This window comes from Pseudomonas sp. NY15354 (assembly GCF_048068075.1).
GTDB lineage: Bacteria > Pseudomonadota > Gammaproteobacteria > Pseudomonadales > Pseudomonadaceae > Aquipseudomonas > Aquipseudomonas guariconensis_C.
This window is the reverse complement of the sequence record NZ_JBLUPV010000001.1, coordinates 297297-322870: the sequence shown is the minus strand read 5'-3', so window position 1 is coordinate 322870 and position 25574 is coordinate 297297. Positions and strand designations below refer to the sequence as shown.

The 25574-nt window shown below is 62.1% G+C and carries 23 protein-coding genes; 11 read left to right on the top strand and 12 right to left on the bottom strand.

The window, feature by feature from the left end; all coding sequences use genetic code 11:
• Positions 1-90: 90 nt before the first annotated feature.
• Entirely contained in the window at positions 91-633 is a 543-nt protein-coding gene (locus ACNFCH_RS01475) for a PadR family transcriptional regulator (protein ID WP_337157776.1), read from the top strand.
• Positions 630-1391, top strand: a complete 762-nt coding sequence (locus tag ACNFCH_RS01470; RefSeq protein ID WP_337157777.1) for a siderophore-interacting protein — start codon at positions 630-632, stop codon at positions 1389-1391. Before ACNFCH_RS01475 ends, ACNFCH_RS01470 begins: the two co-directional genes overlap by 4 nt.
• Positions 1392-1541: 150 nt before the next feature.
• On the opposite strand, the gene ACNFCH_RS01465 is transcribed toward ACNFCH_RS01470, so the two are convergent.
• Together ACNFCH_RS01465 and ACNFCH_RS01460 are read right to left on the bottom strand one after the other, a co-directional pair.
• Positions 1542-2183, bottom strand: coding sequence for a Pr6Pr family membrane protein (locus ACNFCH_RS01465; protein WP_416742125.1), 642 nt, complete (start codon positions 2181-2183; stop codon positions 1542-1544).
• Positions 2183-2404: a VF530 family DNA-binding protein gene (locus ACNFCH_RS01460; RefSeq protein ID WP_043206489.1), complete on the bottom strand. Its 222-nt coding sequence runs from the start codon at positions 2402-2404 to the stop codon at positions 2183-2185. The genes ACNFCH_RS01465 and ACNFCH_RS01460 overlap by 1 nt, the downstream gene beginning before the upstream one ends.
• Before the next feature lie 178 nt (positions 2405-2582).
• Here ACNFCH_RS01460 and ACNFCH_RS01455 point away from each other — a divergent pair, with 178 nt between their 5' ends.
• The 4 genes from ACNFCH_RS01455 (at position 2583) to lon (ending at position 11295) form a co-directional block, all read left to right on the top strand.
• Entirely contained in the window at positions 2583-4640 is a 2058-nt protein-coding gene (locus ACNFCH_RS01455; RefSeq protein ID WP_416742124.1) for a TonB-dependent receptor, read from the top strand.
• 294 nt (positions 4641-4934) lie between these two features.
• Positions 4935-6281 (top strand): carbohydrate porin, encoded by a 1347-nt coding sequence (locus tag ACNFCH_RS01450; protein WP_337157780.1) that lies wholly within the window; start codon positions 4935-4937, stop codon positions 6279-6281.
• A gap of 30 nt (positions 6282-6311) precedes the next feature.
• The gene (locus tag ACNFCH_RS01445) at positions 6312-8723 is read left to right on the top strand and encodes a glucose/quinate/shikimate family membrane-bound PQQ-dependent dehydrogenase (RefSeq protein ID WP_337157781.1); all 2412 of its coding nucleotides are present in this window, start codon (positions 6312-6314) and stop codon (positions 8721-8723) included.
• Between the two features lie 148 nt (positions 8724-8871).
• Positions 8872-11295, top strand: a complete 2424-nt coding sequence (lon, locus tag ACNFCH_RS01440; protein ID WP_337157782.1) for an endopeptidase La — start codon at positions 8872-8874, stop codon at positions 11293-11295.
• A gap of 31 nt (positions 11296-11326) precedes the next feature.
• Here lon and ACNFCH_RS01435 read toward each other — a convergent pair whose 3' ends face one another.
• The 3 genes from ACNFCH_RS01435 to ACNFCH_RS01425 all read right to left on the bottom strand — a co-directional run bounded on the left by ACNFCH_RS01435 (position 11327) and on the right by ACNFCH_RS01425 (position 14509).
• Positions 11327-12208 (bottom strand): hypothetical protein, encoded by an 882-nt coding sequence (locus ACNFCH_RS01435; protein WP_416742123.1) that lies wholly within the window; start codon positions 12206-12208, stop codon positions 11327-11329.
• Between the two features lie 121 nt (positions 12209-12329).
• The gene (locus ACNFCH_RS01430; protein ID WP_337157784.1) at positions 12330-13328 is read right to left on the bottom strand and encodes an alpha-xenorhabdolysin family binary toxin subunit B; all 999 of its coding nucleotides are present in this window, start codon (positions 13326-13328) and stop codon (positions 12330-12332) included.
• A 20-nt stretch (positions 13329-13348) separates the two neighbouring features.
• Positions 13349-14509: an alpha-xenorhabdolysin family binary toxin subunit A gene (locus tag ACNFCH_RS01425; RefSeq protein WP_337157785.1), complete on the bottom strand. Its 1161-nt coding sequence runs from the start codon at positions 14507-14509 to the stop codon at positions 13349-13351.
• 125 nt (positions 14510-14634) lie between these two features.
• Between ACNFCH_RS01425 and ACNFCH_RS01420 the strand changes: the two genes are divergently transcribed.
• The 3 genes from ACNFCH_RS01420 to cmoB all read left to right on the top strand — a co-directional run bounded on the left by ACNFCH_RS01420 (position 14635) and on the right by cmoB (position 16806).
• Positions 14635-15033, top strand: a complete 399-nt coding sequence (locus ACNFCH_RS01420; RefSeq protein WP_337157786.1) for a protease inhibitor I42 family protein — start codon at positions 14635-14637, stop codon at positions 15031-15033.
• Between the two features lie 76 nt (positions 15034-15109).
• Positions 15110-15853: a carboxy-S-adenosyl-L-methionine synthase CmoA gene (gene cmoA, locus ACNFCH_RS01415; protein ID WP_337157787.1), complete on the top strand. Its 744-nt coding sequence runs from the start codon at positions 15110-15112 to the stop codon at positions 15851-15853.
• On the top strand, positions 15850-16806 hold the full coding sequence (cmoB, locus tag ACNFCH_RS01410) for a tRNA 5-methoxyuridine(34)/uridine 5-oxyacetic acid(34) synthase CmoB (protein WP_337157788.1): 957 nt from the start codon (positions 15850-15852) through the stop codon (positions 16804-16806). The genes cmoA and cmoB overlap by 4 nt, the downstream gene beginning before the upstream one ends.
• A 68-nt stretch (positions 16807-16874) precedes the next feature.
• Here the strand turns inward: cmoB and ACNFCH_RS01405 are convergent, their stop codons facing one another.
• Positions 16875-17078, bottom strand: a complete 204-nt coding sequence (locus ACNFCH_RS01405; protein WP_337157789.1) for a co-regulatory protein PtrA N-terminal domain-containing protein — start codon at positions 17076-17078, stop codon at positions 16875-16877.
• A 265-nt stretch (positions 17079-17343) separates the two neighbouring features.
• Between ACNFCH_RS01405 and ACNFCH_RS01400 the strand changes: the two genes are divergently transcribed.
• The gene (locus ACNFCH_RS01400) at positions 17344-18018 is read left to right on the top strand and encodes a heavy metal response regulator transcription factor (protein ID WP_337157790.1); all 675 of its coding nucleotides are present in this window, start codon (positions 17344-17346) and stop codon (positions 18016-18018) included.
• Positions 18015-19397: a heavy metal sensor histidine kinase gene (locus ACNFCH_RS01395; RefSeq protein WP_416742122.1), complete on the top strand. Its 1383-nt coding sequence runs from the start codon at positions 18015-18017 to the stop codon at positions 19395-19397. The genes ACNFCH_RS01400 and ACNFCH_RS01395 overlap by 4 nt, the downstream gene beginning before the upstream one ends.
• 126 nt (positions 19398-19523) lie before the next feature.
• Here ACNFCH_RS01395 and pdxJ read toward each other — a convergent pair whose 3' ends face one another.
• The 6 genes from pdxJ to lepA all read right to left on the bottom strand — a co-directional run bounded on the left by pdxJ (position 19524) and on the right by lepA (position 25533).
• Positions 19524-20246, bottom strand: coding sequence for a pyridoxine 5'-phosphate synthase (gene pdxJ, locus ACNFCH_RS01390; RefSeq protein WP_416742154.1), 723 nt, complete (start codon positions 20244-20246; stop codon positions 19524-19526).
• A gap of 62 nt (positions 20247-20308) precedes the next feature.
• On the bottom strand, positions 20309-20992 hold the full coding sequence (gene recO, locus ACNFCH_RS01385; RefSeq protein WP_416742120.1) for a DNA repair protein RecO: 684 nt from the start codon (positions 20990-20992) through the stop codon (positions 20309-20311).
• Positions 20993-21124: 132 nt separating this feature from the next.
• Positions 21125-22027, bottom strand: coding sequence for a GTPase Era (gene era, locus ACNFCH_RS01380; protein ID WP_416742119.1), 903 nt, complete (start codon positions 22025-22027; stop codon positions 21125-21127).
• The gene (rnc, locus tag ACNFCH_RS01375) at positions 22020-22709 is read right to left on the bottom strand and encodes a ribonuclease III (protein WP_043206471.1); all 690 of its coding nucleotides are present in this window, start codon (positions 22707-22709) and stop codon (positions 22020-22022) included. Before rnc ends, era begins: the two co-directional genes overlap by 8 nt.
• Before the next feature lie 164 nt (positions 22710-22873).
• Entirely contained in the window at positions 22874-23728 is an 855-nt protein-coding gene (gene lepB / locus ACNFCH_RS01370) for a signal peptidase I (protein WP_416742117.1), read from the bottom strand.
• 5 nt (positions 23729-23733) lie between these two features.
• Positions 23734-25533: a translation elongation factor 4 gene (gene lepA, locus ACNFCH_RS01365; protein ID WP_196170008.1), complete on the bottom strand. Its 1800-nt coding sequence runs from the start codon at positions 25531-25533 to the stop codon at positions 23734-23736.
• Positions 25534-25574 lie beyond the last annotated feature (41 nt).

Genomic DNA, 25574 nt, shown 5'->3' with positions numbered 1-25574 from the left:
GATAAGAATCATCCGTATTTTAGCGCTTGTGTTTAGATATATCTTGAGTAATATCTTGAGATATATCTAAACACACGGAGCCGACTCTCCATGCGCGACCATTCCCCCCACGATCCCTTCGAACGCCGTCCTGCCCGGGGCGAGCGTGGCCCTCGGGTCTTCGCCCCAGGCGATCTGAAACTACTGATGTTGTCGATGCTGGCCGAGCAGCCCGGTCATGGCTATGACCTGATCCGCCAGATCGAAAGCCTGTTCGACGGCAGCTACACCCCAAGTCCGGGCGTCATTTATCCCACCCTGAACTTCCTCGAAGAGGCCGAGCTGATCACAGGCCAGGTCCAGGGCAGCAAGCGGCTCTACGCTATCACCGAAGCGGGGCGTGATGCCCTGGCCGAGCAAGCCGTGGCGCTCGATGGCGTGCGCATGCGTATCGAAGTCAGCAAACGTGCCCTGCGTGGGCACGATCGCCCGCCAGAAATCCACGAAGCGGTCGGCAACCTGCGCCACGCCCTGCACATGCACAGCGGTCGCTGGTCGCCCGATGAGATCGAGCGGGTACGCACCCTGCTCAACGACACCGCCAAGGCCATCGCCTCAGGCCCCACCGAGGCTGTTACGGAGAACGCCCCATGAGCGACACCATTCATCGCGTCAACCACGAGATCCGCCAACGCCGCCTGCAGGTGCTGCGCGTCACCGACCTGACCCCGCGCATGCGCCGCATCACGTTGGGCGGCGTGGAACTGCAAGGCTTTACCAGCGTCGGCAGCGACGACCACATCAAGCTGCTGTTCGCCCAGACACCCGAAGAGCAACAGGCCATCGACGCCCGCAATCTTGGCCGCGACGGCGGTGCTCGCCCGACCATGCGCGAGTACACGCCCCGGCGCATCGATCTGGTCGCCAATGAACTGGATATCGATTTCGTTCTGCACGGCGATGGCCCGGCGTCCACCTGGGCGGCGCAGGCCGCAGCGGGCCAGACCTTGGACATCGCCGGCCCGCGTGCCTCGATGGTGGTACCGGATATCTTCGACAGCTACCTGCTGATCGGTGACGAGACCGCGATTCCCGCCATCGGCCGACGTCTCGACGAGTTACCGGCTGGCCGCCAGGTGCTGGCGCTTATCCAGATCGAGGACGAGCAGGAACAACAGCCATTGCCGAGCAAGGCGCACGTCGAGGTGATCTGGGTACGTCGCCACCAGGACGACCTGCTGGCGATGCTCGAACAATTGGCGCTGCCCCCCGGAGCGCTGTACGCCTGGGTTGCACTGGAAAAGACCCTGACCCGCCAAGCCAAGGCATTGCTACTGAACAAAGGTGTGAAGGACGATGCGCTGAAAGCCGCGGCCTACTGGCGCCAAGATGGCAGTGCCGATGACGAGTGATGTTTTGCAGCTCATGCGTTGCAAGGTCAACTGGCTTGCGCTGTAGCGTCCTCTTCACGGGTAAACCCGGTTCCGCAGGTTCTCCGGTGCTATCGAGAACACTGCTGTACCTGTGGGAACGGGTGTACCCGCCAACGGGCCGCCACGGCCTCAACAGGCCTGCGCCAACCGACGTCCCCGCCAGCGATCCACCCCGATCAACACCAGCCCGATCACCCAGAACCCCACCAGCACCCCCAAGGCATTGAGCAGCACTTGCCCGTAGCCCAGGCTCGCGACATCGATGAAGGGATAGGCATACACACCGATCTCTCGACCCCGCCACAAGGCATAGGCGAAATACACCGCTGGGTACAGGCTCCACATCGCCAGATGCCAGAGTCGCAAGCTGCCCTTGGGCACCACGCGCCACCAATACAACACGCACAACACCGGCATCACATCGTGCAGCAACTCGTCCGCCAGCCATTGCCAGCCCTGGGGTTGCCACAGATGGCGCAGCAGTACGCTATAGGCCAACGCCACCAGTACGATACTGGCGGTGATGCCGGAGCCGACCACCGGCGACAGAAAGAACCGCCGCGCGCCCGACGCCCGACCAAACGACGCATAGCTGAGCACAGTGGCGACCAAGGTATTGGTCAGGACCGTGAAATAGCCAAACACATTCACCAAACCGCCGATCAGGCTGGCCTGCTCCTGCCAGCGGGCCCACAGCACCAGGTAGACCTGTATCGCCAGGCCCGTCCAGCCGAGGCAGGCGGCGAAGGTCAGCCAGGGACGACGCGGCATCAGCCCGCCCGCTGGAGTTTCACGTAGAGCTGCTCAACCTTCTCCCGCGCCCAGGGCGTCTTGCGCAGGAAGGTCAGGCTCGACTTGATGGTCGGGTTGCTCTTGAAGCAACGAATGTCGATGCGCTCGGCCAGGCCTTGCCATTGGTAGTGCGCCACCAGCTCGGTGAGGATCTGCTCCAGCGTCTTGCCGTGCAGCGCGTTGTGTTGGGCCGTGCTCATGCCTGTGCTCCCGCGGGTAAAGATGCGCACCTTACACGAGTGTAGTGACAGGCGGCGCTGATTCGGTACTGCGAGTTGCCATTTGCACAAAGCACTGGCCAAAACGCGAATCCTTGTGCTGCAATAGTGATGTTATATTGTAACAGCAAAGATATCTGCCAAGGAACGTCACAACCCCATGCGTCACATGTCCCTGCGTCTCTCCCCGCTCGCCGCCGCACTCTGGTTGGCCTCCATGCCCGGCCAGGCCGTGGAACTGGAACCCCAGATCATCACCGCCAACCCCCTGGGCAACCGCCAATTCGCCGCACCCAGCACCGTGCTGCAAGGCGACGACCTCCTGCAACAGCAACAAGGCAGCCTCGGTGAAACCCTCAACAAACAGCCCGGCGTCGCCTCCACCTGGTTCGGCCCCGGGGCCAGTCGCCCGGTGATTCGCGGCCTGGACGGCGACCGCATCCGCATACTGCGCAACGGCGTGGGCGCACTGGACGCCTCGTCGCTGTCTTATGACCACGCCGTGCCACTGGACCCGGTCAATGTCGAGCGCATCGAAATCGTCCGCGGCCCGGCCGCCCTGCTCTATGGTGGCAACGCCATCGGCGGTGTGGTCAACACGTTCGACAACCGCATCCCCGACGCCCCCATCGAGGGCATACATGGCGCAGGCGAGCTGCGCTATGGCGGCGCCGACACCACCCGCAGCAGCGCCGGCAAACTGGAAGCCGGCAATGGCGCTTTCGCCTTGCATCTGGACGCCAACAGCCGCCAGTTCAACGACCTGCGCATCCCCGGCTATGCCCGCAGCTCGAACGTGCGCGACAGCGACGAGCCAGGCAGCCGTCATCGTCTGGAAAACAGCGACGGGCGCCAGGACGGCGGTGCCATCGGCGGCGCCTACCACTGGGACCACGGCTACACCGGCCTTTCGTACAGCCGCTATGACAGCAACTACGGCTCAGTCGCAGAGCCCGGGGTCCGTCTGGACATGCAGCAGGATCACTATGGCTTTGCCAGCGAGCTACGCGACCTAGAAGGCCTGTTCAGCTCGGTCAAGATCGACGCGGGCTACACCGATTACCAGCATCGCGAGATCGAAAGCGGCGAAGTCCACACCACGTTCAAGAACACAGGCTACGAGGCGCGACTCGAAGCGCGCCACCAGCCGCTGGGGCCGGTCGAAGGGGTGCTGGGCGCGCAAGTCAGCCGCAACGAATTCTCCGCTTTGGGCGAGGAAGCCTTCGTCCCGCACACCGACACCGACAGCCTCGCGCTGTTCCTGCTCGAGCAGTGGCAGGCCAGCGAACGCCTGAACCTGAGCCTCGGCGCACGCCTGGAACACACCCGCATCGACCCGGACGCCAAGGGCAACGCCACCTTCGCCAGTGCTGACAGCTCGAACAGCTTCACCGCCTCGAGTCTATCGTCCGGTGCGGTGTACCAACTCGACCCGATCTGGTCGCTGGCTGCGAACCTCGCCTACACCGAACGCGCCCCGACCTTCTACGAGCTGTACGCCAACGGCGCGCATGTGGCCACCGGCGCCTTCGAAGTGGGTGACCCGAGCCTGAACAAGGAGAAAGCCACCTCCGCCGACTTGGCCCTGCGTTTCGACAATGGCACCCACAAAGGCAGCGTGGGCGTGTTCTACAGCCACTTTCACAACTACATCGGCCTGATCGGCACCGGCAACCTGCGCGAGGGCCACGATCACGATCATGATGAGCATGACCACGATCACGATCACGATCACGATCATGACCACGGCGAGTTGCCCGAATACCTGTACCAGGGGGTACACGCCCGCTTCTATGGCATCGAGGCGCAGGATCGCTGGCAGTTGCTCGAAAACCGTTATGGCCGCTTCGCCCTGGAGCTGTCCGGCGACTACACCCGCGCCAAGAACCTCGACAGTGGCGAGCCCCTGCCCCGTATCGCCCCCCTGCGCCTGAACAGCGGGTTGCTGTGGGAACGGGACCGCTGGCAAGCGCGGGTCGACGTGCAGCATGCGGCCTCGCAGCACCGCAAACCCGCCAACGAGACCCGAACCGACGGCTATACCACCCTCGGCGCCAGCCTGGGCTACCGCTTCGAGATCGGTCAGAGCGAGTGGCTGGCTTTTGTTCGCGGGGAAAACCTGACCGATCAGACCGTGCGCTATGCCAGTTCCATCCTGCGGGACATCGCGCCAGCGCCTGGGCGTAGCGTACAGGTGGGATTGCGCACCTCGTTCTAAGCATTTTGGCGGCACCACGGGCCCAATCGCGATGGTCCGGTGCCAGGGCAAGCCAGTTCCCTCGGTGGCGCGGGGCTGGTGAAGCCTGCAAAAGGCTGCCCAGCCGCCCCAACTATTACTCGCTGAGCAACAATCCGCTGCGACATTTTGTCTTTTTTTCTTACAACTTCCTCTATATCCTCCACGCCGAACGCTGAAACGCTTCACCCATGAACCTTGCAGCCATCTCCATCGAAGGGCCTACCCTTCGATGCGTTTGCCGTTTTTTCAATAATCAAAAGATAGCGCTATCTCATGCTCCAACTGCCGCACATCCGTTTTTCCAGTTTCGCCCTTGCCACTGTCCTGGGCGGGCTTTCGTCCACCAGTGCAGCCCATGAATTGTTCGCCAGTGACTCCCCCTGGATGCTCGGTGACTGGGGCGGCACCCGCACCGAGCTATTGGAAAAAGGCTACGACTTCACTTTCGGCTACACCGGCGAGATGGGCAGCAACCTGCACGGTGGCTATGACCACGACCGCACTGCGCGCTATAGCGACCAGTTCACCTTCGCCAGCCACCTCGACCTGGACAAAATCCTTGGCTGGCACGATGCCGAATTCAAGCTGGCGATCACCGAGCGCCATGGCCAGAACATCAGCAACGACCGGATCAACGACCCGCGCGTGGGCGGCTTTACCTCGGCCCAGGAAGTCTGGGGCCGTGGCCAGACCTGGCGACTCACTCAGATGTGGATCAAGCAGAAGTACTTCGATGGCGCCCTGGACGTGAAATTCGGCCGCTTCGGCGAAGGCGAGGACTTCAACAGCTTCCCTTGCGACTTCCAGAACCTGGCCTTCTGCGGCTCCCAGGTGGGCAACTGGGCCGGTGGCATTTGGTACAACTGGCCGGTCAGCCAATGGGCCCTGCGCGTGCGCTACAACCTCAACGACACGCTGTACGCCCAGGTCGGCGTCTTCGAACAGAACCCCTCGAACCTTGATAGTGGCAACGGCTTCAAGCTCAGCGGCAGCGGCACCCAGGGCGCCGTCATGCCGATCGAACTGGTGTGGAGCCCACGAGTCAATGGCTTGGAAGGGGAATATCGCGTTGGCTACTACTACAGTAATGCCAAGGCACAAGATGTTCTGAAGGACAGCAATGGCCAGGCGGCCGCGCTGAGCGGCCAGGCCTACCGCAGCAGCTCGAGCAAACACGGTTTCTGGCTCGGTGCCCAGCAGCAGGTGACGTCGCTGGCCTCGGACCACTCCCGCGGCTTGAGCCTGTTCGCCAATGCCACGATGCACGACAAGAAGACCAATGCCATCGACAACTATGTTCAGGCAGGTGTGGTGTACAAAGGGCCCTTCGATGCCCGCGCCAAGGACGACATCGGTTTCGCCCTCGCCCGCGTGCACGTCAACCCCGGCTACCGCAAGAACGCCCGCCTCATCAACCAGGCCGCCGGCCTGGACGACTACGACAACCCTGGCTACCTGCCCGTCCAGGACACCGAGTACAGCGCCGAGCTCTACTACGGCATCCACCTGGCCGATTGGCTCACCGTACGCCCCAACCTGCAGTACATCCGCCATCCGGGCGGTGTGTCGCAGGTCGACGCCGCCCTGATCGGCGGCCTGAAGATCCAGAGCAGTTTCTAACCCACCCCTTCGACCTACGGAGAACATACGATGAGCACTGACGGTGCCAAGAATGGAACCCGCTGGCTACCGCGCCTTCTGGGCGTGCTGCTGTTGCTGATGGGCCTGGCCCTGCTGGCCGGCGGCATCAAGCTGAGCCAGTTGGGAGGATCCCTGTACTACCTGATCGCCGGCATTGGCTTTGCCTTGTCCGGCATCCTCCTGCTGGCCATGCGTCGCATCGCCCTGGGCCTGTATGGCCTGGTGCTGCTGGGCAGCACCATCTGGGCACTGTGGGAAGTCGGCCTGGACTGGTGGCAACTGGTGCCACGCCTGGCGATCTGGTTCGCCATCGGCGTCGTCCTGCTGCTGCCGTGGGCACGTCGCCCGCTGGTCGGCCCGTCGTCGAAGATCAACACCGCGCTGCTCGGCATCGCGGTGGTCGCCTCTGGCGCCAGTGCCCTGGGCAGCCAGTTCACCCATCCCGGCGAGACATTCGGCACCCTCAATCGCGACAACAGCGAGATGGGCAGCGCCGCGCCCGACATGCCGGATGGCGAATGGCAGGCCTACGGCCGCACCGAGCACGGCGACCGCTACTCGCCGTTGCGCCAGATCACCCCGCAGAACGCCTACCGTCTGGAAGAAGCCTGGCGCATCCGCACCGGTGATCTGCCGACCGATGACGACCCGGTGGAACTGACCAACCAGAACACCCCGCTGAAGGTCAACGGCATGCTCTATGCCTGCACCGCCCACAGCAAGCTGCTGGCCCTGGACCCGGACACCGGTGCCGAAATCTGGCGCTTCGACCCGCAGATCAAGAGCCCGACCGGCTCGCTCAAGGGCTTTGCCCACATGACCTGCCGCGGCGTTTCCTACTATGACGAAAACCGCTACGTCAGCCGCGACGGCAAGCCGGCACCGAAGATCTCCGACGCAGGCCAGGTCGTGGCCCAGACCTGCCCACGCCGCCTCTACCTGCCGACCGCCGACGCCCGCCTGATCGCCATCAACGCCGACAACGGCAAGGTCTGCGAAGGCTTCGCCAACCAGGGCGTGATCGACCTGACCACCGGCCTCGGCCCGTTCACCGCTGGCGGCTACTACTCCACCTCACCTGCGGCGATCACCCATGAACTGGTGATCATCGGCGGTCATGTCACCGACAACGAGTCGACCAACGAGCCGTCCGGCGTGATCCGCGCCTATGACGTGCATGACGGCCACCTGGTGTGGAACTGGGACAGCAACAAGCCCGAAGACACCAAGCCGCTGGCCGCCGGCCAGACCTACAGCCGCAACTCGGCCAACATGTGGTCGATCGCCAGCGTCGATGAAGACCTGGGGATGATCTACCTGCCCCTGGGCAACCAGACCCCGGACCAATGGGGCGCCGACCGCACCCCAGGTGCCGAGAAGTACAGCGCTGGCATCGTCGCCCTGGACCTGGCCACCGGCAAGGTACGCTGGAACTACCAGTTCACCCACCACGACCTGTGGGACATGGACGTGGGCAGCCAGCCGACCCTGGTGCACCTGAAGACCGACGATGGCATCAAGCCCGCGGTCATCGTGCCGACCAAGCAAGGCAGCCTGTACGTGCTCGACCGTCGCGATGGCACGCCGATCGTGCCGATCCGCGAGATCCCGGTACCGCAAGGCGCCGTCAAAGGCGATCACACCGCACCGACCCAGGCCCGCTCCGACCTCAACCTGCTCGGCCCCGAACTGACCGAAAAGACCATGTGGGGCGCAACGCCGTTCGACCAGATGCTCTGCCGCATCCAGTTCCGCAGCCTACGCTATGAAGGCCAGTACACCCCGCCGTCCGAGCAGGGCTCGCTGGTCTACCCAGGCAACGTCGGCGTGTTCAACTGGGGAAGCGTGTCGGTCGACCCGGTCCGCCAGGTATTGTTCACCTCGCCGAACTACATGGCGTTCGTCTCGAAGATGGTGCCACGCGAGCAAGTCGCCGCCGGCAGCAAGCGCGAGAGCGAGACCAGTGGCGTACAACCGAACACCGGCGCGCCGTATGCGGTGATCATGCACCCGTTCATGTCGCCTCTGGGCGTACCGTGCCAGGCCCCGGCCTGGGGCTACGTCGCGGCGATCGACCTGTTCACCAACAAGGTGATCTGGAAGCACAAGAACGGCACCACCCGTGACAGCACCCCGGTGCCGATCGGCCTGCCCGTCGGCGTACCGAGCATGGGTGGCTCGATCGTCACCGCAGGTGGCGTAGGCTTCCTCAGCGGCACCCTGGACCAGTACCTGCGCGCCTACGACGTGCACAATGGCAAGGAACTGTGGAAATCCCGCCTGCCAGCGGGTGGCCAGGCCACGCCGATGAGCTACACCGGCAAGGATGGCAAGCAGTACGTGCTGGTCACCGCCGGCGGCCACGGCTCGCTGGGCACCAAAATGGGCGACTACATCATCGCCTACAAGCTCGCCGACTAAGCTTCAAGCGGCAAGCCACAAGCAACAAGAGAAAGCGGGGCCTGCGAGGTCCCGCTTTTTTCTTGCGGCCTGAAGCTTAAAGCTTGAAGCTTGAAACCCATCCCCCCCCGCCCCATCTAAGCACCATAGTCATTTACGCAGGTGCCCCATGAGCGACCAGCAGGATCTACCGGACCATCCAGACGAACACGAAACAGTCGAACACCTCCACGCCAAGGCCACCCCTGGCCACCACCTCGCCCTGCCCGGCCAGCAACTGCCGGACAAGGTCTACGTGATCCCGATCCACAATCGCCCGTTCTTCCCGGCCCAGGTCCTGCCGGTGATCGTCAATGAAGAGCCCTGGGCTGAAACCCTGGACCTGGTCGCCAAGACCCCGCATCACGCCCTGGCCCTGTTCTTCATGGACGAACCGCCAGAAGACCACCGCCACTTCGACACCTCGTCCCTCCCGCAGTACGGCACCCTGGTCAAGGTTCACCATGCCAGCCGCGAGAACGGCAAGCTGCAGTTCGTCGCCCAGGGCCTGACACGGGTGCGTATCCGCACTTGGCTCAAGCACCATCGCCCGCCCTACTTGGTGGAAGTGGACTACCCGCACCAACCCGCCGAGCCCACCGACGAGGTGAAGGCCTACGGCATGGCCCTGATCAATGCGATCAAGGAGCTGCTGCCGCTCAATCCGCTGTACAGCGAAGAGCTGAAGAACTACCTCAACCGCTTCAGCCCCAACGACCCGTCGCCCTTGACCGACTTCGCCGCAGCGCTGACCTCGGCCACCGGCGCCCAGCTGCAGGAAGTGCTCGACTGCGTGCCGATGCTCAAGCGCATGGAGAAAGTCCTGCCGATGCTGCGCAAGGAGGTCGAAGTCGCGAGGCTGCAGAACGAGATCTCCGCCGAGGTCAACCGGCAGATCGGCGAGCACCAGCGCGAGTTCTTCCTCAAGGAACAGCTCAAGGTCATCCAGCAGGAGCTGGGCCTGACCAAGGACGACCGCAGCGCCGACCTGGAGCAGTTCCAGCAGCGCCTGGAGGGCAAGACCCTCCCGGAGCAGGCGAAAAAACGCATCGACGAGGAAATGAACAAACTGGCGATTCTAGAGACCGGCTCGCCGGAATACGCCGTCACCCGCAACTACCTGGAGTGGGCCACCGCACTGCCCTGGGGCGTGTACGGTGAAGACAAACTCGACCTTACGCATGCGCGCAAGGTGCTCGATCAACACCACGCCGGGCTCGATGACATCAAGGACCGTATCCTGGAGTTCCTCGCCGTGGGCGCCTGGAAAGGCGAAATCAGCGGCTCCATTGTCCTGCTGGTCGGCCCGCCAGGGGTCGGCAAGACCAGCATCGGCAAGTCCATCGCCGAAAGCCTCGGCCGGCCGTTCTTCCGCTTCAGCGTCGGCGGCATGCGCGACGAGGCGGAGATCAAGGGCCACCGCCGCACCTACATCGGCGCCCAGCCCGGCAAGCTGGTGCAAGCGCTGAAGGACGTGGAGGTGATGAACCCGGTGATCATGCTCGATGAGATCGACAAGATGGGCCAGAGCTACCAGGGCGACCCTGCCTCCGCCCTGCTCGAAACCCTCGACCCCGAGCAGAACGTCGACTTCCTCGACCATTACCTGGACCTGCGCCTGGACCTGTCCAAGGTGCTGTTCGTCTGCACCGCCAACACCCTGGACTCGATCCCCGGCCCGCTGCTCGACCGTATGGAAGTGATCCGCCTCTCCGGCTACATCACCGAAGAGAAACTGGCGATCGCCAAGCGTCACCTGTGGCCCAAGCAACTGGCCAAGGCCGGCGTCGCCAAGACCAGCCTGAGCATCAGCGACAGCGCGCTGCGCATGGTGATCGAGGGTTATGCACGCGAGGCGGGTGTACGTCAGCTGGAAAAACAGCTGGGCAAACTGGTGCGCAAAGCGGTGGTCAAGCTGCTGGAAACGCCGGACGCCAAGCTCAAGATCGGTACCAAGGACCTGGAAGCCGCACTCGGCATGCCGGTGTTCCGCAGCGAACAGGTGCTCGCCGGCAAGGGCGTGATCACTGGCCTTGCCTGGACCAGCATGGGCGGCGCCACCTTGCCGATCGAAGCCACGCGAATCCATACCCTGAACCGTGGCCTGAAGCTGACGGGCCAGCTGGGGGATGTGATGAAGGAGTCTGCGGAAATCGCCTACAGCTACATCAGCTCGAACCTCAAGCAGTACGGCGGCACACCCGACTACTTCAACGAGTCGTTCATCCACCTGCACGTACCGGAAGGTGCCACGCCCAAGGACGGCCCCAGCGCCGGCGTCACCATGGCCAGCGCCCTGCTGTCGCTCGCCCGCGACCAAGCGCCGAAGAAAGGCGTGGCCATGACCGGCGAGCTGACCCTCACCGGCCAGGTGCTGCCGATCGGCGGCGTCCGTGAGAAGGTCATCGCCGCACGGCGACAGAAAATCTTCGAGCTGATCCTGCCGGAGGCCAACCGTGGCGACTTCGAAGAGCTACCGGACTACCTGCGCGAAGGGCTGACCGTGCATTTCGCCAAGCGCTATGCCGACGTGGCGAAAGTGTTGTTCGCTTGATTGAACAGAGGGGCCACGGCCCCTCTGGTTTTCAGGCAAAAGCCTCACGCAATCGCTGCGCGTGCACGGCAACCTGTTTCCACTGTCCCAAGAATATTTTGAAGTACACCATGAAAAGCGCCAGCTCTCGCTGGCGCTTCACTTTGCTCAAATGATTGTGTGCACTTTCGACATACGTGCCTATCGCTTGCCAAGCCGTATGAAGTTTTTCAATATTGCCATGCACGCCAGCCAGCTGTAGATCACGCACGCCAAACAAAGCCCTAAGCTGTTCGCGATCTTCTTCTTCAAAAGTCGCTTTCCGACAGTTTGTCCAAAACGGCTCGACTCTCAGCGTGCACTTGAGCACCTCAACCGTATCGAGCGCTTTGATCACCCTATCCAGGTCGGGCTGTAATTCACGCCGGTGAGTCTCGCGAAAATCCTCGATACCTGACATGTATTCAGTGAGATGGATGTCAAAGGCCTCGACCTCCCTCCGAAGGCTGACCACGTACGCAACCATTGTTTCCACACGCGTCAAATCCCTGGGACTGAGTGCCAGATCCTTTTCGCGAGACAACGCCTCCCATCTATCGGCATGACCGTTCGCCATCTCGAGCCGAGACGCAATGTTCTGTATTTCTGCACTCCGCTGCGTGACCGTTTGGGTATGCCCGGCCAATGCCTGACTCAGCGAACTTCCACGCTCACGCAAGGACCACCAAAAACCACTCCTGTAGGACAGCCTAGCGATCAGCCGTTCCAAATTACCAATATTCAGGACTGGCTCAGAGACATACGAATAGCTCACCCAACGCGACAATCGTCCTTGAGGTAAATCGTGAACCCTGCGGACATAGGCATCCAACTGCGCAACGGAGGCTTTTAGGTCACCCCTGCCGCTGCGCGCCTGTTCGAAGAGCGCTGCCACTCGCACTTCCATCGCCCTCGCAGCGTTCCCCATAGGCATCAGCATCCTTTGTTCCATGAGCATTAACTCCGAAGGCCTGACCGCCGCTCTGATGAATGGCAGTCAGGCTATTGATCACGAATCAAAATGCATTGCTGATCTGCTTGTTCATGCTGCGCTGATAAGCCAGGAGCGTCTTCAAAAACGCATCGATAGCACGCAGGTCTTCGACTCCCTTGTACTTGGCGTTCTTCAGCAGGTTGTAGAAACTCCCCAACGCCATGCTCAGCGCATTCAAGGCAATCAGGCAGGCCTTACGTTGCGCAACGAGCCCAGGCACATTTTCCAGCGCCTTGAGCTGCTGACGGCATGCCGCCAGGTTTCGGCTATTGGCGGCAAGCTCCCGCTGCAGCGTTCTGAGTCCGAGCGTCAATTGCCGACGCTCTGCCTGCAGTCGGCTGTAATTGAGGTCGGCAGACAACTGTCCAAGCGTTTTCTCCAGGTTTTTCAGGGCCTGGGCTGCGGCCTCACTCAGTAAGGCGATCTGCCCACCGGGCACTGCCAGCGCAGCCAATTGCTCGGGCGTGGGAATCAGGCCGTCGAACTTGACCTCGATATCGATGGCTTCCAGCGCTTTGAGGGCGGTATGCAGTGCCTCGATCTTGGACGACTCGGCGTCTATTTCGGCTTTCAAGGCGACACTGGTCGTTTCCAGTTCCATCTGCTGCCTGAATAAACGGGCTTCGTCGCGGGAGGCGTTGGGGGCAGACAAAGCCGACAACTCCGTCGAGGCATTCTTCACACCATTGATCTGAATCGTCAGATTCGACAGCACTTTATTGATTGTTTCCTGGGCAATGAACAGAAGCTCAGGGTCTTCGCCGATGTCCTCAAGCGCCTCGACGATATCCTCTAATCCACTTGCATGCAGCTCTGCCTCCATTCGAAGGGCTTGAGTTGCCATTCGCTTGGTAATGCTGTCCAGAAACTTGGCATGCCGCTCAATCGATTCATATAACGTCGGCAAGGACTTCAGGTTGCCCTGCTGCCACTCAAGCAGGAAAATACGTGTCGTCGAGAGAATGTCGTCCAGCGCAGGTTGCTGGCTGGCTGGCGACAGATAAGAAACCTTGGTATTCATGGTGATAGTCCTTTAATGAATTAGCGTGCCGATGCGGCATTGTCGAAAACCGCTGTCAGTTGCAGCGAAGTTCGCTCGATTTCTTTCCACTGCCGGAGGAATCGTTTGAAAAAGATCAGGAAGATCGCCAGCCGCTGGCCATCTGTGATCTTTCCGAGTTCCTCGATGGAGCTGGTGATGTAGACCTCGACACGCTCCCAGACCGTCTGCAAATGGGAGGCCGAGGTCAGGACATCGTTAAGACGCACGTCCAGGTCATCCACAAACTGGGTCATTTCCTTGAGCCGGCCTTCCAGATTCACACGGGCCTTAAGTTTCGCTGCGACCACCCTGCGTTGCTGTTCCGCCTTTTTACGTTGCTTACGCGCAGATTCTGCTTTGGCGCCATAGATCGCACCGCCGACAATAGCTCCAAGCGGCCCCCCAGTGAGGCTGCTCAGTCCGCTGGACAGGTACCTGTCGTATTCTTTTTTAAGTTCGCCGATCTCGACGTCGAGGGCTTTGAGTTCCGTGCGCAACTCTTCAACCAGCCCGTCTTGTTTCTTGCGTTTTAGCGCCTTGTCCTTGTTGCCGACTGCAGGCAGCAACTCCTTTTTAACGGTGTCCCTGAAGGCTTCGCTGCCTTTCTTTACACCGTCTACACGCTTGGCATAGTTCCTGACATCGTCGTTGAGGATCTGCATGTACTCGACCAGTTGCGTGACGACTTTCTGGTCCTCGGCGCCCAGCTTGACCGGTCTCGCGAGCGCTACCTGCTCCCAGGTCATTTGCGGTTTCAGAAATCTCAGGCGACTGCACTCTTCAACAATTTCCTCGCCAACGACATCGATCAAGTTTGCGGTGGTTGCCAGTTCGCTCGAGAGCCGCTTGCTGCGATCTGACAGTGTTGTCCAGGCGTTGGCATGACGACGCAGCCCCTCAAACAGGCTGGACATGGCAGAGGGCTTCAGCTCAGGCTCATCGATGGTCTTGTAGCCCAGCCATTGCTCAACGGTTTGCGGGGTCTTGGGCAGACCAAAAACAAAATTGGCATATTGGTTGATAGTGACGATGTGCTCGCGGCTGAGTGTCAGGCCGCCCTCATTACTACCGTCGCGCTCGGCCATGGCTGTAACCATTGCTACAGGTTGGCTGGCCGCCTCATTTGCCAGCGTTTCATAGCTGGCTCTTTGGAAACTCATACATTTCTCCTTGTACCCAAACCGGGCTGGTTTGGTGATACAAAGCTATGACTCGCTCCGATGAGTCATCAGATGGCAATCGTTCCTCCTACAAGTTCTATTGGTATATTCAGACAGGAGACTTCATGAGATCTCGCCTTGCACTGTTTCCCCTGGCCTTCGGGCTATTGAGCGCCTGCAGCCAAAACCCCTCATCACCTGAGCCGATCGTTCTGGAAAAAGCCAGTGAATGCCCAATCACCCTGGTACCCGGGCAAACATTGACCTTGCGCTTGCCCAGCAATCCCAGCACCGGCTATCGCTGGTTGGTTCAGCACCCGGCGGCCAACATCCTGCGCAGCCTGGGGCCTGAGGTGTATAGCGATCCAGAGGACATCGGTGTGGTGGGCAGTGCAGGCCAGTCCTTGTGGCGCTTCCAGGCCCAGGGCCAAGGCGTGAGCCATCTCATTCTGGTGTATCAGCAACCCTGGGCACCTGAAGTGCGCCCCGCGCAAACGTTCGACTGCGCCGTGACGGTGGACTGAACCTGCCCAGAGGCGATGCGCAAACGGTCAGGGTTGGCTAAAATGCACGCTCTTTACACCCCCACCTGGTACACCTGTGAGCCAACAACCCGACCGCCTCTTCGCCCAGCCCTTGGAGCAGGTGCCCGATTTCGCCTTCAACGAGGACGTGGTGCGGGTATTCCCGGACATGATCAAGCGTTCGGTGCCCGGCTACCCGACCATCGTCGAGAACCTCGGCGTGCTCGCCGCCCGCTTCGCCCAGCCGCACACCGCGCTGTACGATCTGGGCGCGTCCTTGGGCGCGGTGACCCAGTCCCTGCGCCGCCACGTGCGGGCCGATGGCTGCCGGGTGATCGCGGTGGACAACTCCGCCGCCATGGTCGAGCGTTGCCGCCAGTACCTCACTGCCCAGGACTCGATGTTCCAGGAGTTGTTGCCGGTCCAGGTGCTGGAAGCCGATATCCTCGCCCTGCCCTTCGAGCCGGCCTCGGTGGTCGCGATGAACTTCACCCTGCAGTTCATCGCCCCGGACCAACGCCTGGCACTGCTCGGCCGCATCCGCCAGGCGCTGCTGCCCGGCGGCGCACTGATCCTCTCCGAGAAGCTGCGCTTTGCCGATGACCAGGAGCAGGACCTGCTCAACGAACTGCACCTGGCCTTCAAGCGCGCCAATGGCTACAGCGAACTGGAAATCGCGCAGAAACGCAGCGCCATCGAGAACGTGATGAAACCCGACACCCTGGAAGCCCACAAGGAACGCCTGCACGCCGCGGGCTTCTCCAAGGTCGTGCCCTGGTTCCAATGCCTTAACTTCGCCTCACTGATTGCCCTGCCATGATCGACCTGTCCCCCCTCGTCCGCCGCTTGGCGGACACGCCCCTTGCCACTTGGTCTCAGGGGCTGCAGGCACAACTGCACACCAAGCTGGAAAAAGGCCACGGTGACCTCGACCGCTGGCGCGGCGCGCTGGAAGCCTTGCCGGACCTTACGCCCAGCGAGATCGACCTGATCGACGGCCTGCGCCTGGACAGCGATTGCGACCAGGCCACCCGCGCCCAGATGCACCAGGCGCTGATGGGGCTCTCCCCATGGCGCAAAGGGCCGTTCGACCTGTTCGGCGTCCATGTGGACACCGAGTGGCGCTCGGACTGGAAATGGTCGCGGGTCAGCCCGCACCTGGACCTGAAGGGCAAGCGCGTGCTCGACGTCGGCTGCGGCAATGGCTACTACCAGTGGCGTATGCTTGGCGCTGGCGCCGACATGGTCATCGGCGTGGACCCCAATTGGTTGTTCTTCTGCCAGTTCCAGGCTGTGCAGAAGTACCTGCCCGACCTTCCGGCCTGGCACCTGCCCTTCGCCCTGGAAGAACTGCCAGCGAACCTCGAAGGCTTCGACACCGTGTTCTCCATGGGCGTGTTCTATCACCGTCGCTCCCCCATCGAGCACCTGCTGGCGCTCAAGGACTGCCTGGTCAAAGGCGGCGAGCTGGTGCTGGAAACCCTGGTCGTCGAGGGTGACGAGCATCAGGTACTGGTGCCCGAGGACCGCTATGCGCAGATGCGCAACGTCTGGTTCCTGCCGTCGGTACCGGCGCTGGAGCGCTGGCTGCGCCGTGCCGGATTCAGCGACGTGCGCTGTGTCGATGTCAGCGTCACCAGCGTGGAGGAGCAACGCAGCACCGACTGGATGCGCTATCAGTCGCTTGCCGATTTCCTCGACCCCAGCGACCACAGCCTCACCATCGAAGGCCTGCCTGCCCCACGTCGCGCCACCTTGCTGGCCCGCAAATAAAAAAAGGCGCCCCATCAGGGCGCCAGACTCACCTTCGTCAGAGGAGCGGCTGCGAAGGCGGCTACGCGTCAATCCTTGGCCAGCTTGCGGGCCTTCTCGTTCGCCTCGCGCTCACGCGCCACCACCGCTTGCTCTTTGTCCCCGTGCAGACGCTGCTGGTCTTGCCGGAAGGCCTCCCAGAACTGTTTGGAACGCTCGGCACCGCCTTCGGCCATTGCCGCGGAGCTGCCCAGGGTGAGTACGGCCAACAACAGGTATTTGGTCAGGTTCATCGTGTTTGCCTCGTGATAACCAGTCATTCGAGGCCATCGTAGCGAGGCGCAGCTAACACCAAGGTGAGCCGGACATTACAGTGTTGCAAGACTTGAACAGCGCCTCGGCACACACCTGCGCAGCGCCTTTCAGCAACATTTCCCGCCCATTACAAATCCGTTATTCAAGGTTTCCCCTCGGTTGCATGCCGTAACATCCGCATCCTTGACCCTGATCCTGCTACAGGGTCGAGAATCGCCGCCTTTCATTCCACCGAGCTTTCCCATGCGCCTACTGATCATCGAAGACGAACTGCGTACCGCCGATTACCTACAACAGGGTCTGCGCGAGAACGGCTACGTGGTCGACTGTGCCCATACCGGCATCGATGGGCTGCACTTGGCCCGCCAGCAGCCCTATGACCTGGTGATCCTCGACGTCAACCTGCCCGAGTTGGATGGCTGGGGCGTGCTGCAACGCCTGCGCAGCGAATCGGCCACGCGGATCATGATGCTGACCGCCCATGGTCGCCTGGACGATCGAGTCAAAGGCCTGGACCTGGGCGCTGACGACTATCTGCTCAAGCCCTTCGAGTTCCCAGAGCTGCTGGCTCGAATCCGCAGCCTGCTGCGGCGCAACGACCAGCATCTGCAACCGAACACCCTGCGCGTCGCCGATCTGGAGCTAGACCCTGGCCGCCACCGCGCCTACCGCGCCGGGCGGCGCATCGATCTAACCGCCAAGGAGTTCGCCCTGCTGCACCTGCTGATGCGCCAGAGCGGCGAAGTGCTGTCGCGCACGCAGATCATCTCGCTGGTCTGGGACATGAATTTTGACTGCGACACCAACGTGGTGGAGGTGTCGATCCGCCGCCTGCGGGCCAAGATCGACGATCCGTTCGACGACAAGCTGATCCACACCCTGCGCGGCGTCGGCTACGTGCTCGAGGCTAGACCATGAAACCCGCCAGCCTGTCCCTGCGCCTCGGGCTCTCGGTGACCTTGATGGGCGCCGCGCTGGTGCTGCTGCTGGCCTGCCTGGCAGTGTTCGCCTTGCAGCACGAGCTCGACAGCCGGGCTCGCAAGGACCTGGACCGCAAGATGCTGCAGATCGAGCACAACTTGCGGGTCGATCTGCGCAATGAGGACTTGGTCCGTCGCGCCCATCCCTTGCTCGACGTGATCATGGGGCACGACGACCTGAGCCTCAGCATCCTGGCCCTCGACGGGCGCCATCCCTCGCTGCTGAGCCTGGGCCCTGCGCTGGAGGCACGCCTGAACGACCTGCCGGTCGATGACCGGCTGAGCTTCCACAAATGGCGCGACAGCGCCGATAACCAGATCCTCACCGCCACCCGCCTGATGCGCCTGCGCGACGACACCACAGTGCGGGTGATGATGTCGCTCAACCGTGCCGACGACACTGCCCTGCTGCAGGCCTACCTGAACTCCACGCTACTGGCCCTGCCCCTGTTGCTGGTGCTGATCGGTATCAGTGCCTGGAAGCTGATGCAAATGGGGTTGCGCCCTTTACGTCACTTTCGCCGAATCGCCGGACGCGTCTCGGCCCAGGACCTGGAGCACCGTCTGCCGGACACAGGCCTGCCGTTGGAGCTGGCCGAGCTGGCCAAGGCCATCAATGTCATGCTTGATCGTCTGGATCAGGGTGTCCGCCAGCTCTCGCAATTCTCCGACGACCTGGCCCATGAGCTGCGTACACCCATTGGCAACCTGATGGGCAAGGCCCAGGTCACCCTGGCCCGAGACCGTGACAGCGCCCACTACCGGGAAGCGCTGGAAGACAGTGTCGAAGAGCTGACCCGCCTCAACCGCATCATCAACGACATGCTGTTTCTCGCCCAGGTCAGCCAACCCCAGGCCCAGGTCCTGCTTGGGCCACTGGCCCTGTCCCAGGAAGCGCAGCGGGTCTGCGAGCTGTTCGCTGTCAGTGCCGAATTCAAGGGAATCGAACTGCGTCTACAGGGTTGGGGGACGGCCATGGCCGATCGTCTGATGTTCCAGCGGGCGCTGTCCAACCTGTTGAGCAATGCCATCCGCCACAGCCCCGAAAGCCAAGTGGTGGTGGTATTGATCGAGCGTCAGGGCGATGAAATACACCTAGGGGTGCAGAACCAGGGACCTGGCATAGCCGAAAGCCAGCTGCCGCACCTGTTCGAACGCTTTTACCGCGCCGGATACGGACGTTCACGGCTGGAGGGTGGGACTGGGTTGGGGCTGGCGATCGTGAAGTCGATCATGCAGTTGCACGGCGGGCGGGTGGAGGCCAGCAGTACGCCTGCTGGCCCGACCCGATTCACCTTGGTGTTCCAAGCGCAATAGCGGGTGCCTGGATCGGCTCTTCGCGGGTGAACCGACTCCCACAGCGATAACGCTGCCATTGGGCGTTCTGCAGCACCTAGGGGGAGCAGGTTTACCCGCGAAGAGGCCGCCCCAACCGCGCGAAAATCAGCGAGAAGCCGCCACGATCAGCGCTTTCATCTCGGCCACTGCCGCCTTGAAGCCGACGAACAGCGCATGGGCTACCAGCGCATGGCCAATGTTCAGCTCATTGATGCCCTTGATCGCCGCCACTGCCTCGACGTTGTGATAGTGCAGGCCATGGCCGGCATTGACGATCAGCCCCTGCCCTACCCCCACGGCCACGCCGTCGACGACTCGCTGGAGCTCTTCGGCCACCTCTGTCGGGGTTTCGGCATCGGCATAACGACCGGTGTGCAGCTCGATGGCCGGGGCTCCGACACGACGCGAGGCTTCGATCTGACGCGCGTCCGGATCGATGAACAGCGACACCTCGGCACCCGTGCGCGCCAGGCGCTCCACTGCGGCCTTGATCCGCGATTCCTGGCCCGCCACATCCAGGCCGCCCTCGGTGGTCAGCTCTTGACGGGTCTCCGGAACCAGGCAGATGTGCGCCGGGCGAATCTTCTCGGCGAAGGCCATCATTTCTTCGGTGATGCCCATTTCGAAGTTCATGCGGGTCTGCAGCACATCCTTGAGCAGCAGCACGTCGCGCTCCTGGATATGCCGGCGGTCTTCGCGCAGGTGCACGGTGATACCGTCGGCGCCCGCTTCCTCGGCATCCAGCGCGGCCTTGACCGGGTCTGGGTAACGGGTGCCCCGGGCCTGGCGAAGGGTCGCCACGTGGTCGATGTTGACGCCAAGAAGCATGCGGTTGCTGTGAGTCACGAAAGGGCTCTCCTGAAAGTTGAGCCCCACAGCATACGATGTGCTCAACGCTTGCGAAACAGTTCCCGACTGACCAGCGGTTTTGCGCCCAGGTGCACCGCCAGGGCTTGGCGCATCAGGCGCTTGGCGGCGAGCAAGGCGCCGGGCGCTTCCCAATCGGCCTCGGCGAGGGCCAGCAGCTCGGCCCCGGTGAACAAACCAGGCTGCGCGAGGTATACCCGCTCCAGGCCCGCATCGACCTGCAAGCGGTACAAGCCTTGAGTGTCGATGGGGTCGTCGTTGATATCGTGGGTCAGGGCAAAGGCATACCCCAATTCATCCAACAGGCGCCACTCGAAGGCACGCAGCAGCGGCTCCAGCGGCCGCCCGGCAGCCAGCGCCTGCAGCGTCAAGGTGTAGTGCTCGAAGAGCGCAGGATGGGGCGCCTCCGCCGGCAGCAGACGCATCAGCAGCTCATTGAGGTACAACCCGCTGAACAAAGCATCGCCATGCAGCCAGCCGCCGATGCCGACACTGTCCAGGCGCCCGACGTTCTTCAACTCGCCCCGCCCGCGCAGTTCCACCTCCAGCTCAACGAACGGCCGCACCAGGCTGCCGCCCTTGCCCCGGGCACGACGCAGCACCGCCCGCACACGGCCTTGGGGCGTAAGGAAGTCCACCAGCGCGCTGCTTTCCTTGTAGGCGCGGCTGTGAAGCACGTAGGCCGGCTGGCCGGCGGGTTGTTCCATCAGCGATCTCTGGGTGTTGAATGTGCCTGTGGGAGCGGATTCACCTGCGAAAGCGCCAGTGAAACCACTATCGCTTTCGCGGGTAAACCCGCTCCCACAGGGGACGTGCCAGCAGTATGTTCGCTGGAGAGGTTACAGGTCGCCGTAGCCCAGCGAGCGCAAGGCGCGCTCATCGTCGGACCAGCCACCTTTGACCTTGACCCACAGGTTGAGCATGACCTTGGCGTCGAACAGCACTTCCATGTCCTTGCGCGCGTCCGAGCCGATGCGCTTGATGCGCTCGCCCTTGTCACCAATGATGATCTTCTTCTGACCGTCACGCTCGACCAGGATCAACGCATGGATATGCAGCACATGGCCCTGCTGCTTGAACTCCTCGATCTCCACGGTGATCTGGTACGGAAGCTCCGCCCCAAGCTGGCGCATGATCTTTTCACGCACCAGTTCCGCGGCCAGGAAACGGCTGCTGCGGTCGGTGATCTGGTCTTCGGGGAAGAAATGCTCGTTCTCGGGCAGATGCTTGGCGATCAGCACTTCGAGGGCTTCGAGGTTGTGCCCTTGCTGGGCGGAAATCGGCACGATCTCGGCATTGGGCAACTGCTGTTGCAGCCACTGCAAGTGCGGGATCAGCTCGGCTTTCTCGTCCATGCGGTCGGTCTTGTTGACCGCCAGGATCACCGGGCCACTCACGTACTGCACACGCTCGAGCACCAATTGGTCCTCGTCGGTCCAGCGGGTGCGGTCGACCACGAAGATGACCACGTCGACGTCCTTCAGGGCCGCCGACGCGTTGCGGTTCATGTAGCGGTTCAGGGCCTTGTCGTTGGCCTTGTGCATACCGGGCGTGTCGACGTAGATCGCCTGCACGTCCCCCTCGGTCTTGATGCCGAGCATGTTGTGACGGGTGGTCTGAGGCTTGCGCGAGGTGATCGCCAGCTTCTGGCCAAGGATGTGGTTGAGCAGCGTGGACTTGCCCACGTTGGGGCGACCGACGATCGCGACATAGCCGCAACGGGTCGAAGTGTTCTCAGTCATTGCCATTCTCCACGCCAAGGGCGATCAATGCGGCGGCGGCGGCGACCTGCTCGGCGATACGCCGGCTCACGCCCTGTCCACGGCTCTTGTTGTTCAGCAGCACCACCTCGCATTCGACGAAGAAGGTACGGCAGTGCGGTTCGCCCTGGATGTCCACCACTTCATAGCGCGGCAGTTCGCAGGCACGCGACTGCAGGAATTCCTGCAGGCGGGTCTTGGGGTCTTTGTTGGTGTCGACCAGGGTCAGCCCGTCGAACTCACCGGCCAGCCAGGCCAGGATACGTTCGCGCGCGGTCTCCATATCGGCGTCCAGGTAGATCGCCCCGATCAGTGCCTCGAGGGCATCGGCCAGGATCGACTCGCGCCGGAAGCCACCGCTCTTGAGCTCACCCGATCCCAGACGCAGGTATTCACCCAAGTCGAAACCACGGGCCAGGCGGGCCAGGGTCTCGCCTTTGACCAGGCGTGCGCGCAGGCGCGAGAGCTGACCCTCGCGGGCCTGCGGGAAACGCTCGAACAGCGCTTCGCCGGCCACGAAGTTGAGGATGGCATCACCCAGGAATTCCAGGCGCTCGTTGTTGCGCCCGGCATAGCTGCGATGGGTCAGGGCCAGGAGCATCTGGTCCTGGTTCTTGAAGGTATAGCCGAGCTTGCGCTCCAGGCGCGCGAGGGAAGCACTCATGGGGCCACCCGTGGATTGTTCAACGCGTTGTTCAAATCAACATCCTGAAAGACTGTTTGGCTGTGGTCCACCACCTTGTGGGCGGCGGAATCTCTCGATCCCTGAGAACACAGCCTATGTCAGAAATGCATTCGGCGCTGTCTGCCAGACAGCGCCGTTGGGTATCAATGGATCAGGCCAACCCGCGACATGTTGGGGAAGTGGCTGAGCTTGGGCTCCGGCCAGCTCATCCACACCGCGAAGGCCTTGCCGACGATGTTGCGATCCGGAACCATGCCGTGCAGTTCCTTCGGAATGTTCGGATCGTCCCAGTAACGGCTGTCGTTGGAGTTGTCGCGGTTGTCACCCATCATGAAGTAATGGCCGGCCGGTACGGTCCATTGCTGGTCCGGCGGCATGCGGTAACGGCTCATTTCCTTGCGGATCAGGTGCTCGGCCTCGCCGAGTTTTTCCTTGTACAGCTGGGCACTGCCCAGGGTGCCTGGCTCGGTGCCGACCAATTGCTCGGCGATCGACTGGCCATTGACGTACAGGCGCTTGTCGCTGGTGTAGCGCACCTGGTCGCCCGGCAGGCCAACCACACGCTTGATGTAGTTGACATTCGGGTCGCTCGGGTAGCGGAACACCATCACGTCGCCGCGCTGCGGGTCGCCCACTTCGATGACCTTCTTGTCGATCACCGGCAGGCGAATGCCGTAGGAGAACTTGTTCACCAGGATGAAGTCGCCCACTTCCAGGGTCGGTTTCATCGACCCCGACGGGATCTGGAACGGCTCGACCAGGAACGAACGCAGCACCAGCACGATGAACAGCACCGGGAAGAACGACTTGCCGTACTCGACCAGCAACGGTTCCTTGTTCAGGCGCTCGAGCACCGCCATCTCGGGCTGGCTGACGCTACCCTGATAGTTGGCGACCGCCGCTCGCCGGCGCGGGGCCAGGAACAGCAGGTCGATCAAGCCCAACAGGCCGCAGACGGCTACGGCGATGACTAGCAACAGCGGGAAATTTAGCGACATAGGACCTAGCTATCCAACCTGAGCACGGCAAGGAAGGCTTCCTGTGGAATCTCCACGTTGCCGACCTGCTTCATGCGTTTCTTACCGGCCTTCTGCTTCTCCAGCAGTTTCTTCTTACGGCTGACGTCACCACCGTAGCACTTGGCCAGTACGTTCTTTCTGAGCGCCTTGACGGTCGTACGGGCAACGATCTGGCCGCCAATGGCTGCCTGGATCGCCACATCGAACATCTGCCGAGGGATCAGTTCCTTCATCTTCTCAGTCAGCGCACGGCCCTTGTAGTGGGCATTGTCGCGGTGAACGATCAGCGCCAGGGCGTCTACCTTGTCGCCGTTGATCAGCACGTCCAGCTTGACCAGGTTGGCCGACTGGTAGCGATCGAAATGATAGTCCAGCGAAGCGTAACCGCGGCTGGTCGACTTCAGTTTGTCGAAGAAGTCCAACACCACTTCGTTCATCGGCAGGTCGTAGCGCACCTGCACCTGGCTGCCGAGGAACTGCATGTCGCGCTGCACGCCACGCTTCTCGATGCACAGGGTGATGACGTTGCCCAGGTGCTCCTGGGGCACGAGGATGGTCGCGGTGACGATCGGCTCGCGGAAGTCCTGGACCGCCGAAACATCCGGCAGCTTGGACGGGTTGTCGACGTAGATGGTCTCGCCGGTCTTGAGGACCAGCTCGTAGATCACGCTCGGCGCGGTGGTGATCAGGTCCAGGTCGTACTCGCGCTCCAGGCGCTCCTGGATGATCTCCATGTGCAGCATGCCGAGGAAGCCGCAACGGAAGCCAAAGCCCAGTGCGTCGGAGCTTTCCGGCAGGTATTGCAGCGAGGAGTCGTTCAGGGTCAGCTTCGACAGCGCGTCGCGGAAATCTTCGAAATCGTCGGAACTGACCGGGAACAGGCCGGCATACACCTGCGGCTGGATCTTCTTGAAGCCTGGCAGCACTTCGACCTCGGGGGTCGAGGACAGGGTCAGGGTGTCACCGACCGGCGCACCGTGGATGTCCTTGATACTGGCGATGATGAAGCCCACCTCGCCCGCCTTGAGGTCGGCGGTCTGGGTGTGTTTCGGGGTGAAGACACCAACGCTGTCGACCAAGTGCACCTTGCCGGTGGACTTGACCAGGATCTTGTCGCCCTTCTTGACCCGGCCGTGACGCACGCGGACCAAGGAGACGACGCCCAGGTAGTTGTCGAACCAGGAGTCGATGATCAGAGCCTGCAGAGGGGCATCGAGCTCGCCCTCAGGAGCAGGAATGGTCTGCACCAGACGCTCGAGAACCTCATCGACGCCCATGCCGCTCTTGGCGCTGCAGGCAACGGCGTCGGTGGCGTCGATACCGATGATCTTCTCGATCTCGTCCTTGACGCGGTCCGGGTCGGCCTGGGGCAGGTCCATCTTGTTCAGTACCGGCATGACCTCCAGGCCCTGCTCGATGGCGGTGTAGCAGTTGGCCACGGACTGGGCCTCGACACCTTGACCGGCGTCCACGACCAGCAGCGCGCCTTCGCACGCGGCCAGGGAACGGCTGACTTCATAGGTGAAGTCGACGTGGCCGGGGGTATCGATGAAGTTCAGCTGGTAGACCTTGCCGTCCTGGGCCTTGTAGCTCAGCGTGACGCTGTGGGCCTTGATGGTGATCCCGCGCTCACGCTCCAAGTCCATGGAATCGAGGACCTGGGCTTCCATTTCGCGTGCCGACAGGCCACCGCACATCTGGATGAAACGGTCGGCCAGCGTCGACTTGCCATGGTCGATGTGGGCGATGATGGAGAAATTGCGGATATGACTCAAATCACTCACGGGTCAACACTCGAAAAGGCTGCGAGCCGGACGCCCGCCGA

Excerpts from the sequence above, each read along its gene's own strand:
- ACNFCH_RS01425 (WP_337157785.1), bottom strand. The coding sequence starts at position 14,509 with ATGAGTTTCCAAAGAGCCAGCTATGAAACGCTGGCAAATGAGGCGGCC.
- ACNFCH_RS01400 (WP_337157790.1), top strand. The coding sequence starts at position 17,344 with ATGCGCCTACTGATCATCGAAGACGAACTGCGTACCGCCGATTACCTA.
- ACNFCH_RS01395 (WP_416742122.1), top strand. The coding sequence starts at position 18,015 with ATGAAACCCGCCAGCCTGTCCCTGCGCCTCGGGCTCTCGGTGACCTTG.
- ACNFCH_RS01430 (WP_337157784.1), bottom strand. The coding sequence starts at position 13,328 with ATGAATACCAAGGTTTCTTATCTGTCGCCAGCCAGCCAGCAACCTGCG.
- pdxJ (WP_416742154.1), bottom strand. The coding sequence starts at position 20,246 with ATGCTTCTTGGCGTCAACATCGACCACGTGGCGACCCTTCGCCAGGCC.
- rnc (WP_043206471.1), bottom strand. The coding sequence starts at position 22,709 with ATGAGTGCTTCCCTCGCGCGCCTGGAGCGCAAGCTCGGCTATACCTTC.
- recO (WP_416742120.1), bottom strand. The coding sequence starts at position 20,992 with ATGGAACAACCCGCCGGCCAGCCGGCCTACGTGCTTCACAGCCGCGCC.
- ACNFCH_RS01460 (WP_043206489.1), bottom strand. The coding sequence starts at position 2,404 with ATGAGCACGGCCCAACACAACGCGCTGCACGGCAAGACGCTGGAGCAG.
- ACNFCH_RS01465 (WP_416742125.1), bottom strand. The coding sequence starts at position 2,183 with ATGCCGCGTCGTCCCTGGCTGACCTTCGCCGCCTGCCTCGGCTGGACG.
- cmoB (WP_337157788.1), top strand. The coding sequence starts at position 15,850 with ATGATCGACCTGTCCCCCCTCGTCCGCCGCTTGGCGGACACGCCCCTT.
- ACNFCH_RS01470 (WP_337157777.1), top strand. The coding sequence starts at position 630 with ATGAGCGACACCATTCATCGCGTCAACCACGAGATCCGCCAACGCCGC.
- lon (WP_337157782.1), top strand. The coding sequence starts at position 8,872 with ATGAGCGACCAGCAGGATCTACCGGACCATCCAGACGAACACGAAACA.
- lepB (WP_416742117.1), bottom strand. The coding sequence starts at position 23,728 with ATGTCGCTAAATTTCCCGCTGTTGCTAGTCATCGCCGTAGCCGTCTGC.
- ACNFCH_RS01455 (WP_416742124.1), top strand. The coding sequence starts at position 2,583 with ATGCGTCACATGTCCCTGCGTCTCTCCCCGCTCGCCGCCGCACTCTGG.
- ACNFCH_RS01405 (WP_337157789.1), bottom strand. The coding sequence starts at position 17,078 with ATGAACCTGACCAAATACCTGTTGTTGGCCGTACTCACCCTGGGCAGC.
- ACNFCH_RS01450 (WP_337157780.1), top strand. The coding sequence starts at position 4,935 with ATGCTCCAACTGCCGCACATCCGTTTTTCCAGTTTCGCCCTTGCCACT.
- ACNFCH_RS01420 (WP_337157786.1), top strand. The coding sequence starts at position 14,635 with ATGAGATCTCGCCTTGCACTGTTTCCCCTGGCCTTCGGGCTATTGAGC.
- era (WP_416742119.1), bottom strand. The coding sequence starts at position 22,027 with ATGACTGAGAACACTTCGACCCGTTGCGGCTATGTCGCGATCGTCGGT.
- ACNFCH_RS01475 (WP_337157776.1), top strand. The coding sequence starts at position 91 with ATGCGCGACCATTCCCCCCACGATCCCTTCGAACGCCGTCCTGCCCGG.
- ACNFCH_RS01445 (WP_337157781.1), top strand. The coding sequence starts at position 6,312 with ATGAGCACTGACGGTGCCAAGAATGGAACCCGCTGGCTACCGCGCCTT.